5 protein-coding genes are annotated in these 15,120 nt (G+C 62.0%); all 5 read right to left on the reverse strand.

Annotated features, from left to right (window positions below):
- Positions 1-46 precede the first annotated feature (46 nt).
- Positions 47-11,935, reverse strand: a complete 11,889-nt coding sequence (locus tag AB4Z24_RS10655; RefSeq protein ID WP_441708154.1) for a filamentous haemagglutinin family protein — start codon at positions 11,933-11,935, stop codon at positions 47-49.
- A gap of 164 nt (positions 11,936-12,099) precedes the next feature.
- Positions 12,100-13,104 carry a FecR family protein gene (locus AB4Z24_RS10660; RefSeq protein WP_441708155.1) on the reverse strand — a complete coding sequence of 335 codons (1,005 nt, stop codon included), beginning with the start codon at positions 13,102-13,104 and terminating at the stop codon, positions 12,100-12,102.
- A 100-nt stretch (positions 13,105-13,204) separates the two neighbouring features.
- Positions 13,205-13,717 (reverse strand): RNA polymerase sigma factor, encoded by a 513-nt coding sequence (locus AB4Z24_RS10665; protein ID WP_441708156.1) that lies wholly within the window; start codon positions 13,715-13,717, stop codon positions 13,205-13,207.
- Positions 13,714-14,466, reverse strand: coding sequence for an STN domain-containing protein (locus tag AB4Z24_RS10670; protein ID WP_441708157.1), 753 nt, complete (start codon positions 14,464-14,466; stop codon positions 13,714-13,716). Before AB4Z24_RS10670 ends, AB4Z24_RS10665 begins: the two co-directional genes overlap by 4 nt.
- A gap of 235 nt (positions 14,467-14,701) precedes the next feature.
- On the reverse strand, positions 14,702-15,097 hold the full coding sequence (locus AB4Z24_RS10675; RefSeq protein ID WP_441708158.1) for a nuclear transport factor 2 family protein: 396 nt from the start codon (positions 15,095-15,097) through the stop codon (positions 14,702-14,704).
- Positions 15,098-15,120 lie beyond the last annotated feature (23 nt).

The raw sequence follows: 15,120 nt of genomic DNA on the forward strand, positions 1-15,120 counted from the left end.
CATTGATCGGAAACCGCGAGGACGGAACTCCTCATAAGTTGGGCGCTCATAGTCTCCGTCGTTCGCCTTCGCTGAGAAGGCGCTTCTCTTCGTCCGTCAGCGCCTTTGTTTGCTCGGAGGTGATCTCGCCATTGCCAAGTACGCGCAACGTACTGTTGGGATCGTAGTTGAGGTTGCTCTGCCTTTGCGGCTTACGCTTCTCCTTCTCATCATCGCTTTCGCCGCCACCGAAGCCGATGACCTCGACGATGATCACCGACGGTTGCTCCGAAGCTCCGGACTGGGCCGGGTTGGTCGCTTGCTTGGCCGCGGCCCCCGAGGCATCCGAGGCCTCCATCAGGCCGCCAATGTTCGGCGCCTGGATCTGCGGCACACCGGTGGTGTTGCCCTGCGCCTGAATATTGGCCGCGTTGACGATATGTAGCGCCGCGAGGTTGACGTTGCCTGATGAGCGAACGCCGGCCTCACCGGCGTCGATGGTGCCAAGCGGCGCGATCAGATCGATATCGCCAGGAAGGACGCCCGCCACCGGATTGAGACTTGCGATGCCGGCGCCCGAAGCCGGCACCTGTGGCGAGAGCGTAACGTTGCCGTAATTGTCGTAGACGCGCTTTGGCGGCGTATAGAGAACCGTTGTCTTGGCGCCACGGCCAGCGTTGATGTCGCCGTCCGCAGACCACGCCAGGATGCTTCCGCCATAGGTGGTCATGATGCGCGACAGACCAAGCAGGATGCTGCCCTTGCTGTAGAGTTCGATATCGCCCGAGCCCTGGGTAATGACACCTGCCGATGCCGGCGGGACCTGTCCCTCGACGCCGATCACGGAACGCCCGCCCGGCGTCAGCACTTGAATGCCGCCGCCAAACAGTGTCCGCAGACCGGAGCCGCCGAAGATGGTGATATCGCCGGAACGCTGGATAGGCTTGCCGTTCGCATCCTGATCCGGGAACAGGGCCGCGATAACGCTGCGCCCGCGCAGATACGAGCCATACCGCGAACTGGTCTGATCATTGTACTCGCGACCGCCCGCGCGCAGCTCGGCGAAATAGACCTGCCGCAGGAAGACGCGTTGTTGTTCGGGAGCCAGCGCGTCGAAATAGGCTTTCGCCTCGTCCTGCGTACCGGCGAAACCGTAACGGTCCTTGAGCCAGGTAACGAGGTCCTGCTCGTAGGTCTTCGCGACCTTGCCGGGCTGATCGGCGAGCGGCGTGCCGGCGGCCGCGAGATTCTTCGGATCGAGATAGAGCGCGGCGAGCCGGGCATAGTCCGGCGCTGTCACACCGATACCTGCCTGCACCGCGAGGCCGGCGCCGAGGCGGCTGTCACCGATCGCAATTGGACCGATCGATGTGATCGCGCCCTTGTCGCCCTGATAGAGGTTGCGTCCCGCGGAAACTTCCAGCGTGCCGGGACCGGCCACCTGGAAGTTGGCGTAGAGGATATCGCGGCCAGCCGAGATCACCGAGACGTCGCTCTCGTTCGCGTGATAGATGATGTTGCCGGACGACTGAGCGCCGTAGTTGCCCTCAACGTACTGAGGCCTACCGTTGATGTAGTCACGAGGCTGCTGGCCGGCACCGACGATGTCGCGTCCGGCGATGATGCGCACCGGCTTGGCCGCGACATACCAGGTGTTGACCGGCTTGGGTGAGGCGATGCTTCCACCGATCGTGAAATCGAGAATTTCACCGGTGCGCAGACCGACGATGTCGCCGGTCACGGCATAGAAGCGTTGCGGCTCTGTATCGCCGGCATGGAGATCGCCCACGACGGTGTTCGGCCCAAAGGCGAACAGCGAGAGGGGGAAAAATTTGCCAGCCCCGGCCTGACTCGTATTGTCGAAGAGCGGGTCCCTCATCGTTGCGCCGCCGTAAAACGCGGGATTGAATGGCGTCGGAAGCACGCTCATATCCGCGCCCGACATATCGATGGGCATGCCGAGCGTGAAGATCGAACCCTGCGCCAGAATCTCAAGTTGACCGCGCGGCGACGGCGCCAGCACCAGCGACGTCGTGTAGGCATTGTTCGGATCATAGAGCTGTGCGCCGTAGTAGACGTTCCCTTCCGCAGCAACCGCACGCAGGATCGATGGATAGTCGCCGCTCGTCCTAAGTGCTGGAGCGGTTGAGGTTATTGTGGTTGGGCCGTTCACGCCGATGGTGGTCGGCGCCAAATTGCCGCCGGCCGCAAACAGGTCGATCGCGGTGTTACCGGTCCACAGCGAGAACCAGGAATAGCCACCACCGGTATACGACGATGTCACGCCATTCACGGAGACGGAGTATGGCGTCGCGTTCTGCTGCGGCGTGCGGCCCGGATCGTTGACCGCCGACAACACCAGATCGCCGCGCGAGGTGAACATCGCGGCGGCGTCACCGACTACCAGCAATGGCCCGCCATTCGAGCGCGCGGCATTGGGAATGGTGAGATCGATCGGGCGAGGATCGACTTTAAACTCGTAACGGTTTTTGCCATAACCAAGGTCGATGCGGCCGATCGAACCCGCATCGATGTTGAGCGCGCCGCGCAGATTGGTGACGACACCATTGAGATCGGCCCGCAAGGTGTCGTTGCCGCCGAACAGCGAAATCCCGCCGTCGGACCGGCTCGGATTGATACCCGCGTCGAGGGGGTTGAGTGCCCCGCCGACCTTAATGGACAGATCGCCGCCGCCGGTCTGCACCAGACGCCCGTCGATCAGCCGCCCCGTGCCGCCGACAGCGACAGTCAGGCCCTGACTGAGCTTGTCCTGAAATGTTCCAATTCCCGTAATGACACCGGCATTGCGGCCAGCATCGATGGCGATATTGCCGCCTCCCAGAGCGCCAAAGCCGGTGAAGGCGGCGAGCTGTGGCTCGATTCCCTGGTATTGGGTCGCGCCGCTTGACGTCAACGGAAGGACATAGGTGCCGAAGTTGATCCACCAGGCCGTCGGCAGGCCCGACAGGTTACCCCCCTGACGCCACAGCCAGTTGCCGACATTGGTCGACGGCAATTGACTGCCGCTGCTCGCCGTGTTGAAGCCCGTAATGTCGCCCTGCGCCTTGACCAGCAGGTTGCCTCCCTGCTCGGGATACCATGCCTGGTAAACGCTGGACGGCCCCGCCACCAGAGACTCGTAATCGCTGCCGCGTGCCCCGAGCACGGACCCGCCACCGCCGCTGTCGCGGCTTTCCGTGCCACGCGGCTGGTTGAAAGCTGGGCTCACATTTGGCGACTGAGTGCCCGCCGTGTAGACGCCGAACAAGGTCTTCATGTTGAAATTGCCGCCGGCCAGCAGATCGAGATCGCCGGTGCCGGTGCGGATCACACTGGCCGCAAGCTGTTTCTTCGACGGTCCGCTGAAGTGCTCATCGTCGAGCACCAAATCGCCCGTCTTGCTGGACTGAAGCGCGCGACTGTTCACTGCTGCGATGTCAGCGCCTGAAGCCAACCGCATCGACCAGGATTGCGATCCCGCGGCCAGCATCGGCGCCACCGCCCAGACCTTGCCCGGCTCTGGGCGCGGCTCGGTTGAAGACACCGTGAACGGGCTGGGAGAACCAGCGGTCAACGACATGAACTCAACGGCCGATCCGGCCGGAACGGGGCCTGTTGATGAATCGTACCAGCTGCCGTCGGTCGTGATCACGAAGCTGCCATCGTCCGGCATCTGATACTCGATCTCGAAAACCAGACCGTTGCCTCCGCTAATGTCCGACGGCAACGGCTCGCCGGGACGGATAAATGTCGAGATCATCCATCCATTGTCATCCGGCGTCGCGGGTGGCGGCGCGAAGCCGTCATTGATGCTGCCCTTGACGGTCAGATTGTTGCTGGCGCGGATGACCAGCATGCCGACCTCGCCCGAACCACGGATGGCGGAGTTTGCATTGGGGCCGTAGCGGAAACCGGAAAGATCGAGATCGCCTTTGACCGTCAGGTTGCCGTTGGGCGTGTCCTTGCTATTGATCTCGACGCCGGGCCGCAGATGGAACGCCGAACCGTAGGACGACAAACCAGCTAGCCGGTTCTGCAGGCCGGTGTTGCCCGCAGCCGCGTTCATGAAAATAATGTTGCGTTGATCGATCTGGTTAAGACCGATCGATCCGTCGGCGCCGAGCGGGTTGGTCCCGCCGTTGTCCTGCACAATGGTTCCATCGGCGTCGGTTGGCGAATATGTCCAGAAGCCATTGACTGCGATGCTCTTCGCGCCTCGTACCGTCACCGGTCCCGTGGCGTCGATGGCGATGTCGCCGCCGGTCTCGGTGAGACGCGGCGCGTTCAGCGTCACTGTCCCGCGCGCGTTGCTGTCTGCGGAGCGCACGTCGATGGTCGCGCCCGATGCGATCCTCATCCAGCCCGCAGCACCGGTGGCATTATTGGTGGTAGTCAGTTCGACGACTGCCCGGTTAGGTGCATCGATCGGCTGGCCATAACTGTCGACACGCAATTGCGTGCCATGGGCGTCGAGGACCGCCGATGAGCCAAGCGTCAATTCATCGCGCGCGCTGAGACGGATGCTTCCGACCTGCGCGCCGCTGGCGTCGATGCGGCCATTGACCGTCAGGCTGCCGCCGTCGACCGATACGTTGATGTTGTTGGCTTTCAGTTCATCGCCGATGACAAGGTTGAAGCCTTCCTTCTTGAACTGGAAGCTGCGGCCTCCGAAAACGCCACCGTCGCTGAGACGCGCGTTGAGGGCGGAAAAATCCGCGATGGTCTGCGCGCGCAGATCGATCGACGCGCCGAGATACGGCACCAGCGTGCCGCTCGCGTTAAAGACACCCGTTGCCGTGCCGAGAATCTTTCCGGCAAGCGTAACGTTGCCTGCGCTCGCATCAATCGCCGTGGCCGACAGCGTACCGCCGCGATTGTATCGCGCTGACAGGTCGATGACCGACTGCGCCGACTGCGCGATGTTGCCATGCGCACTATTCAGGACAACGTCGCCGCCCCAACTGTATTTCTTTACGTCGACCATCGTAACTTCGCGGCCGGCCAGATCGAGGCGCGCGCTGTCAGTCAGAAGGATGTCACCGTCGGCCTCGATGCTGAGCTTTCCGCTCGGCAATGCAATCGTGCTGGCGACAGTGACGGTTTGGCCCTTGAGTCCGATCTCGGCGCCGAGCACATCAGTCGTCGTGGCCGTCGCGCCGCCCGGCGCCGACAGATTGAGCGCACCGCCCGAGATGAAGCGCGTAACGGAAGCCGCGTCACCGGTCAAAAGCGGCGTGATCAGATTGAGCGTGCCGCCAACGTAGGAGGCCGCATCGGTGCCACTGCTATAGACCGACAGAGTATTGCGATTGTTCGCCGTGATCCTGGTGCTGGCGGTCAGGTTGACGCTCGAGAATCCAAGCGCGAGCCGGTCCAGCGTCAGTTGCGTATCGGGCTGCAGGAACTTGCGATAGCCGAGAACGATTTCGTCGGCGACGATGTCGAGCGTACCGCTACCCGTTCCTGGCCCACCCGGGATAACAGCAGGTGGTGGCAGGCTGCCGGGCTGTCTGCTGCCTCCGCGCTGAACGCCGTCGCTGACACCGTTCCAGATTAGCGTGCCCGTGGTGATCGTTGCACTGTCACCGGCCGCGCCGAGGCCATAGATCGCCGGTGTGTTGAGTACCAATTCGGCAAGGCTCGATTTCCCCGTCGACGGATCGATGGTGTTAAGCGATGCGTTGCCAAAGAAATTAATCGACTGTCCTGCCGAAAGGATCAACGTTTCCACCTTGGGCACGCCGACGCCTTGGTTTCCTTGCAGCAATCGCGTCAGAACCTGCTGATTGAGGATCAATCCATCCGGCAGGACATGAGCAGCGGCGGCAGCATCTATGGCTGTATTCTCGCCAATGTTGATGCTGGGCACCGCGAATGACAAATACTTCGCGCCAAATCTCAAGTCGCGATCAAGAGCGAGCTTGCTGCCACTGGACGTTACAAACGCCAGCGTACCTTCGGTGTAGAGCTGGGCCTTGCCAATGCTGATACCGGGATTGCTGCCGCTCGGCTGCTCCGTGCCGACGAAGTTGAGCAGACTGTTCGAGATGGCCAGAATGCTGTTCGAAGAGTCGTAAATCCTGTAACTGAAGCCGCCGTCAGCGGACATGGGCGTGACACCGGTTTGTCCGATGGTGCTGAGCGTCACCCCATCTTCAATCGTAATTCCGCCTCGGCCAGCACCGAGAATGATCTCAGGCGCGCGCAGGGACACGCCTTCGCGCAGTACCAGCCCGTTGATGTAGCTTCCGGCAGAGACGTAACCGAGATCCTTAACATAGTTCTGGAAGCTGCCGATCGACATGCGCGTCGCGCCGATGGCGTTGAGATCTTTGTCCTCGATCGAGATGTAGCCTGCTGTGCCCTGTGTCCCTGCAGCGGTAACTTCGAGATTGATTTGCGGATAGTAGAGGCTGTCAACCCTCAGTGTGCCGCCATATCCACCTTTGCCGGGATCAAACACCGCCTTGCCATCGAAAGTGAGCGCTGGCGCGGTCACTGACGGCTGAGCCGCATAGCTGAGATAGAATGTCTTTCCATCGACCGGCAGAGTCGGGCGCGGCGAGCCGAGCCGGGCTGCCTCGCCGAGGAGATACTCGGCATAGCCGGTTTCGTTGTACTGTGAATATGTGCGTACACTCTGGCCCGCAGTGACGATCATTTGCGTCGGCAACGCATCGCGCGCACCGGTGTTCGCCGTCCCTTGATAGCCCTGTATCCCCCAGGTGCCGGGTGCAATTTGCTGGGCACCGGATGCAACCGATGCATTCGCGCCAAGTTCGACGCGATAGGCGCCGGGCATCAACGCATAGCGCGCCGGCAATAACGTATATGTGCCGGCGGGAAGCCCGGGTATGCCGTTCGGAATCGTGACCTGTCGTCCGATGGACGGCGATGCGCCGGCGTCAGCGCCGATCGGCGCATAAGCCATCTGCACGCCCGGCAGGATCGCATAGACCTGATTATTTTTGGCGCTATAGGTCATGGCCGGGTTGGCATTGACAAGCGGGGTCGTCAGCACATCGACCGAACCGCCGCGGCCGCTTATGAAGCCAGCACCGCGCAGATTGCCGCCGCCCGACAGATCAAGGAGGGCTCCTTCGGCGACCGTGAAGGACTTTCCTGCCAGAACAACACCGGACAGAATAGAACCGAAGTTCTCGAATGGCGCGGTTACGGCAGCACCCGCGTAGAGATAGGTAATGCCGTCAACCGTGCCTCCATAGGGCAGCTCAAGTCCGCTGCCACTGGCCGACGTGATGCTGCCCGGCAGAAGCGTGACCGTTTCAGTAATCGGCGGCGACAACGCGTTGAACGAAGTTGCTGCACCAAGGGTAATCTTACCGAGCGGCGCGCGCAGAACGCCGCCCTGTTCGATCACCTTGCCGGAGACCGTTAGCTTGCCAAACGCCGAATAGGGCAAGTCTGGGGTCTGTGCGGTACTGCGACCAAGGCGGACCAGATCGGTTGCCCCGATCGACGCGTCGGCATTCGTCACCGGATAGATCTGGGCAGCATTCAGCTCGAGGATCCTGCCGCCCACTAGCGCTCCGACAACACGGATGTCGCCGCGGCTGTTCAAGGTCACTTGGTCGAAGCCGGCATAGTCAAACGCACGGTTGCCGTCCAGCAGAGGCAATGATCCCGCTACGCCGCGAGCCTGCATGGCATAGCCATCGATCAGGTCGGCGTTGACGACCAAAGTGGCGCTCGTCGGCCGTTGCGACGGCAAACCGATAGCCTTCGGGTAAACCGGATTGCCGCTGAGCGACACGTTGGCCGCAGGCTTGAATTGCACCAGCGGAGCCGCCAGCCTTACCGACATGCCGGAGCCGTCGCCGGTCAGTACCGAATGATAGAGTTCGATGCTGCGGGCCAGCGAGAGATCGACGTTGCCGTCGAAACGGATCACGTCAGCATAGGCGGAGAAGCTATCGAAGCCACCCCGCTCAATCTGATCGGCGCTGATCCGTGCCGTGCCGATCTGGAAAGGCGCGCCGGATATGCTTGGCTCGTCGTTCTGGCCGATGACAAGTTCGCGTATGAACCGAACGTCATCTGGCACGGATAGGGCGTCTTTGTAGCGCGCGGTTTCGAGCGTCAGAAACAAAGTACCACCCGATGCACCAGCGCCGCCGGATGCGGCTCTCATGGTGCCATCAAGATAAAGCCCGTTGAACGAGTTAAGCGCGATGCTGCCGCCGTTGCTCGCAACTGCGACTGTTGTGAAACCTCCGGCGGCATCGGGAAGATCAATCACTCCGCTCGCACCCGAGGCATCGAGCACTGCGCCGGACTTCACGACAACGAATGCATCCGCAGCCTGGGCGATGCCGGCACCATTGTCCCGCTTGGTCTCTGCGCCGATCGTGATGCTGCCACCGTCACGAATGATGCCGTAACGCAATCCGCGAACATCGACGCTGGTGGTTGCGCTGCCTGTTACGTCCAGCAAGGCGTGATCGTCGATCAGAATCGACTTTTGACCCGGGACCGGGTTCGCCGACCCTGAAGCAGTCGACGCCGAGTTTATCTGGAAAATGTTAATCGCGCCGCCGGACGCACGCAGCGTACCATCGACGTTAATCTGGCCGGGGCTTTGGAGGGTGATGCTGCTGCCCGGATCAGCATTGATCGCCGCGCCCGTGCCGATAACAATTGCACCGCCAGCGTTTGCACGATTCGACTGCAACACGACGTCGGCCCCAGCACGCTGGATAAGTTTCCGGTTGCCCGGATCATCCAGGAATAGCGGCGGCGTCCAGAGTTCAAGCGCGGCACTCGGATCGCGCCCGTGCGCGGCAAAGCTTCCATTGGTGAAGCGATAGACCGGCATCTCGACATCTAGCCGCGTGCCGTCGGCAACTGTCAGACGGTCATATCCGTTGATGTCGTATTGCGCGAAGCCCTTACGGAACCAATCCGGACTCAAGACCAGTTGATCGGCCACCGGTGCTACGTTTGCAGATGTGATGAGGACTGCAGCCGTGCCGACCTTGAGCTTGCCACCTCCGTTGACGCCGTAGGCTTTGATATCGCCGTCGAGAACGAGCGTGCCGCTGGTGCTGGCTGCTCCAGCGCTGGCGTCGGCGGCGATCAGGGTGACGTTGCCGCCCTTGCCGCCTTTGGTCTTGCCGTTGACCAGGACAGCGGCGCCGGAGGAGACGTCGATGTTGCTTCCGGAGGCGATCGTCACGTTCTGCGTGGAATCGAAGACGACATCGCCGCCATTGAGATAGGCAAGACCCGAGAGATTGGCCGGATCCGTGAGCGCATTGCTCCAAAGGCCGCGCACGTCGATGGTTGCGCCGCCGTGCAATGCCAATTGCGACTGCCCGCCCGCCGTAAGCACGATGGGACTGGCGGACGGTGTGTCGGGCTTGAGGATGTTGGTGACCGTGACGCTGCCGCTGCGCACGGTGATGTCGCCCTTGATGTCGACGGTGGAAGCGACCAGCTTGACCTGCCCGCCATCGGCCAGCGTCATCGGCGCATCGACGATGATCGAGCCTTGGGTAGCGATGTTCAGACCGCCAAGGCGTGCGTCGTTGATCAGGCCGGAATCGAGCCAAGCGGTGTTGGCGCGCTCGGCCGGCAGGACGGCGGCAGCGTCAAGATTCTCGGTAATCGAGGCAATATCGCCGAACTTTACATCGGTAGTGTAGGCGTTGCTCAGACCAAGTGCGGTGTACCGGCCGAGCAGCAACTGTCCGTTGAGCGCCGCCTGGGTCTGCGCAAGCTTGTAGCCATCGGTGGTGCCTACGGGACGCGCGTTGATCTGGCGATCGCCGGTTACGACATCGGCGAGAATCTTGCCCTCGAAGATGCTGGTCGGTGTCGAGAGGATGAGTTTGCCGGCGTCGCGGCCGACCGTGTAGCCGTCCTCCCACCGCGTCGACACCCGCCCCTTGCCGAACGGGCTGCTCCAGACCTGCGTCACCCCCCAGCGGCTGTTCGACCGCACGAAGCCCTCGCCAAGCCCGTAGAACGTCATGTCGGCGCGGGCGTCGTTGACGTTGTAGAGACGCCCGTCCTTGCCGAGGAAGTTCGTTGTCTGGATGTTGCCGCCGGCGTAACGCACCGAGCCGCCGGAGATATCGAAGATCGAGCCTTGTTGCGCGATGACTTCCGGCGCGGACAGCGTGATGGTGCCGCCGAGCGCGCTCCACTCGCCGATTTTGTGCGCCGTGTTGGCGAGATAGCCGCCAACCTCGAGTAGCCCGCCCGGCGTGTAGTACCGGTCGCTGTCGTAGCCGCCGGTGCCCTTCGGCACGAAAATCAGGTCGCGGATGTCGATCCAGGCATCCGCGTTTTTCAGGTAGTTCTGATCGCGGTTGAGCGGCGAGTCCCGCAGCTCGTTGCCTTGGATATTGACCTTGAGGTTGTTGGCCGACATTGGCAACAGCACGTCGCGCACGCCCGAGACGTCAATGGTGGCGCCGCCCTCGGTGAAGACGCGATTACCGGCCGAGACCGCAACCTGGCCGCCCTGCGCGATGGTCAGCGAGCCGGACCTGAAGACCGTGTTGCCGCCGGTGACGATCTCAATGCGCGACTGATCCATCCGGTCGGCGAGCTTCGACAGATTGTCAAACGCCCCGAAGTTTGCATTCAACCGCGCGATGTTCTGCGTGGCGGATTCAGCGATCAGCGCGTCGCGCTGACTGTTGAGCGCGGTTGCTGCACTGTCGAGTTCGGGAATAATGGTCGAGACGCTGTCAGCGCCGAGAGTTACGCTGCCCAACGCATCGGTCGCCGAGTTCAAAAGATGGATAGTGCCGCGGGCGTTGACCGAGGTGGTCGAGACCAGGATGCCGTTCTGGGTGATGGTGCGGCCCGCCAGCGTAATGTCGCCCTGCTGGCTGAAGATCAGACCATTGTTCGTCACACTACCGGCGAGGCTGCCCGCGCGAATGATCGGCGCGATCTCGTTGCCGCGCGTGGTCGAGAATGCATTCGCTTCAGTGCCCACACCGCGGCGGAGGATAAAATCATCGCCCGCCGCAAGCTGCGTCTGACCGAGCGGCGTCGTGATCGAACCGGCGTTCTCGACCGAACTGCCCATCAAGAGCACGAAGCCGCCGCCCGACGTCACCGAGGTTGGCGCGTTGGTGGTGATCAGCGCACCCGCCTCGACCTTCACCAAACCACTGGCATCGGTGAAGCTCGGCACGTAGCTCGTGCCCGACTGCGTCGAATAGATGCCACTGTTGAGGAATTGTTCGTTGGAGATCTTCGCAGTCGAGGCGATCAGCGCGCCGACATTCACCTGCGACGCGCCGCCGAAGACGATGCCGTTCTGGTTGATCACATAGATCGACCCGTCGGCCTTGATATTGCCCAGGATCTGGCTCGGCTTCGCATCCGTCCCCAGCACGCGATTCAGCGCCACCCAGTTGGAATTGCCCTTCTGATCGAAGGTCAGGTCAGTCCCAGCACCGACGTGGAACGTGTCCCAGGTCAGGATCGCCTTCGCCTGGGTCTGTTCGATACCGACCTTGGTGCGGTCGCCGTCCGTGAACTGGGTCGGCAGTTTCGCACCCTGCCAGAGTTGTCCGTTCACACTGCCGTCAGGTAGCTTCACACCGGCGCCGATCTGTAAGCCGCCCACGCCCAGACCATTCGGGATGCCGCCTGGTATCGCGTTGAGCCCCGCCCGCGCGGCGTCGCGCGCCGCTTGTTGCGTCGCCTGCATCGCCTGGATCGCCAGCGTCGCGCGCGTCAGCGAGTTCTGTGCCGCCCGGGCGGCCCGGGCCGCCTCCTGCTGGCCGGACTGCGCCGCCGCAATCGCCGCCGCCGACGGGGTCGGTAGGTTATTCCCGCTCGCCAGCGGATTGGCGGCAGCACCCGGCGACGCCATGAACAATGCGAGCACGCTCACACTGGTGAGGAGCGCGGCGCGGCGCGCGTTACGATTGGCGGAGCTGACGGAGGACGTAGAAACTGTGACGGTCATCGGGCGGCTCCTTCAGCCAACAATAAGCCACCGATGCAGCAGCGAAATTTCGCCGCCGCCTCGGGTAACGAAGAGGTCTCATTGGCAAGACTGAATCCCGAAGACCGTTGAGCCACGCTTCGGGAAAGATTTTTTGAGAAGTTTTCCGCTGGCCTGCAAACGGCTCAGCTCAAAAGCACGATTCCGCCTGGAAGGCGTTGGAGTTTGGCATTGAAAGCGTATTCCAGCTGCAACAGAACCTTCTCCATCTGGTCGATGCGGAACCGGCCGTTGAGTTGCTTCTCCCCTAGCGTCTTGCTCATCAGGACGATGCGTCCGGGCCTATAGCGATTGATTTCTTCAACGGCCTCGGTGAGAGGGGTGTTATGAAACTCGACGATACCGCGCTGCCAGTCCGATGCCACAACCGGATCGACTGCAGCAACTTGGCCCAGCCCGGCATCGTCGTAGCGGACCCGCTGCCCTGGCTGAAGATCCGCGACGTCAGCCCCGTGCTCGATCCGCACCCGGCCTCCAAAGCAGGTCACGCTTACGGGCGATCGTTCGCCGATTGTCGTGTAACGGACATCGAACTTGCCGGATTCCGTAACCGTTCTGCCATTCGCTGCGAGCACCACGAGGGAGCGTGCTCCGCGGAATGGCGTTGCGAAAGACGCCTCCCCGGAAACCAGTTCAACGCGATCTTCCGCGACCGTCGCGGTCCGTACCGCAAGGCTTGTCTGCGTATTGAGGTTGATCGCTATTTCGTTCGCGAATGTGACATTGCGCTGCTCACCCGTCCCTGTGCGGTAATCAGCATTGAGCTCGGACAAGGATGGCCAAAGTCCAAGCGGCGGGTCGATTACGCCATAGACGCTTGCAACCGCGACCGTAGCAGCACCGCCGCCCAACACCGCACGGCGATTTAGAGTTCTGCGGCTCTTGCCCAGCGTGTCCAGTGTGCTGGCGAAATCCCCCTTGAGACCATGCAAGGCGCGGCCAGCAGCGCCGAACTCGCTCCACACGCGCTCGGCCGCGTCGAATGCAGCGGCGTGTGCTGGGCTCTGCACGCGCCAACGCTCTGCGGCCTCGATCTCTGCCGGCGTCGCTTCTCCGGATACGAGTTTCTGCACCCAGCCGACGGCTTCGTCCTGAATGGGGTTCAGATCCGTGCGGCGATGGTCTTTCATCCCACTATTGCACTCCTCGCCGCGGTTGCCCTCATGGGCCAACCGGCGCTTCCAACGGGCCTTACTACTAAGACATTTTTCGGGGGGCGAAAGTGCAACACTAGCCCTTCAATTCCAAATAGCGCGCGAGGCAATGCTTGTGGGCAAGCAGAATTTCTCTCGCCACAGAACGCCGCGAAATGCCAAGTCGATCAGCAATCTCCTGGCGTGGCATGTTGCCGATCCGCGCCGCCAGGAAGATGGTACGCTGACGCTCCGGAAGCTCCTCCAAAATCGCCTGGAACGCAGCCAGATCGGACTGCGCCAGCAATATCTCTTCCGGCGTCGCCGCTTCGTCCGGAACCTCCAGCGCATCTTCGATGTCAATCGCCGACCTGTGGCGCTTCTCCCGCCGGCGGTGATCGTCGGCCACATTCAGCACGACCCGGAACAGATAATTAGCCGGGCTCTGGACGGCGCCGACCGAGTCCGCTCGAGCGAGGCGCAGCCATGCATCGTGCATCGCATCGCCGGCCAGATCGGCGGAGCCCAGGCGCTGCGTCAATCGCGCTTTCAGTTCATCGTAACCGTCGACGAACAGCCGGCGCATGATGGTCAGCGGGTTGTCGCTCATCGCGCACCACCGGCCGCTCGCAGGCGGGCATCCGCACTTGCGCAGCCTGGGTTTACGCCGGGGGCTTGCGGCACGATCAATATCCGGACCGGTTGTGCGAAGCCCGCAGGCGGCGGCTCCCTGAACCTGACTTTGCGCAGCGCAGTATCGATCTGCTGATCAGCGTCCGCACTCCCCGCAGTGCCTATCCGCCAGGCGTCCTCAACCGCGCCGCTGGGCGCGATCCAGAACACGGCGATCATCCGATATCGCCCGGGACGAGCGCCACTCAATTGACATAGGACATCCAGAAGGCTCTCTTGAACGAGCGCATAGTAACGGTGATACGCAGGCGACGATGATTGCGCCGTCGCCTGATCGGTTGCTGGCGGCGCCGGCAAAACAACGAAGGTCCCCTCAGCAACAAACCGCGCAGAGAGACCCGTTCTGGCCAAGAGCCTTTGCAGCGCCTCGGAGGGCGTTAATACACCCTGCACGTCTCCCGAGACGCGGCCGATCGCGAGGCTTGCATCATAAAGCGCCTCGCTGCCGGTTGCATCACCATAACGGCTGATCGCCGAGATCAGTGGTTGCGCCGGGATTGAAAACTCGATCGGCGTTTCATTCGCTGCCGATTGGCCGTTTCCGGGTCGCGCTGTCGCGATCAATCCCGTCAGGGCAAGACCAAGCGTCCACAGCGTAGCGCAACGACGCCAGTGACTTCGGGTATTGCGATCCGGTCGGGATCTCGGTTCGGCCCGCTGAAGCATCATCACTGCAAGAAAAAAGCGTCAGCACACGTATCCCCACACCGACGTGCCGGGGAGGCTAATGGCGGAACATTACGGTTTCACGACAATGCCAAAACAGCATAGCCTTGGTCTGCTCCAGCGGGTGCTGTCCGTGCCAGGCGCGGAGCGTTCTCCCGGCAAGTGACCAACGACCTAGGCTATACACAATATTGGGGTCTAACCGTCACGGCACCGAGTTCTGCTTCCTCCCCGTTCAGGACGACCTCAACTCGCCTGCTCGCTCGACAAGATGAGCGCGCGAGGGTCCCGGCTCGAACGGATCGGCGAAATACTGAGTTTCGTTCGCCACCTGTCCGTCGCGGAATTCCATGATGCTCACCGTGTAAGATGGTCTGCCGTCATAGGTGAGTATTAATTCGGTGACCCAGAGATCGCCGCGGCCGATAATTCGCTGAACCGTAAATCGCTTCTTGTTCGGCTGGAGACATCGGCTTTCTTGAATGTTGCGACGGCCGCGGATTCGCTCTCCCGATTGGGGATAATCAAGCACCGCATCCTCGCGGTAGATCTCATGCTCGACCTTGAAGTCGTTCGCGTCGGAAGCAACCCAATGGCGTTCCAGTGCTGCGCGTATGGCTCGATCATCCATCTCGACCTCCAGTCATGTCTCGC

It is taken from the genome of Hyphomicrobium sp. 2TAF46 (assembly GCF_052114865.1).
Lineage (GTDB): Bacteria > Pseudomonadota > Alphaproteobacteria > Rhizobiales > Hyphomicrobiaceae > Hyphomicrobium_B.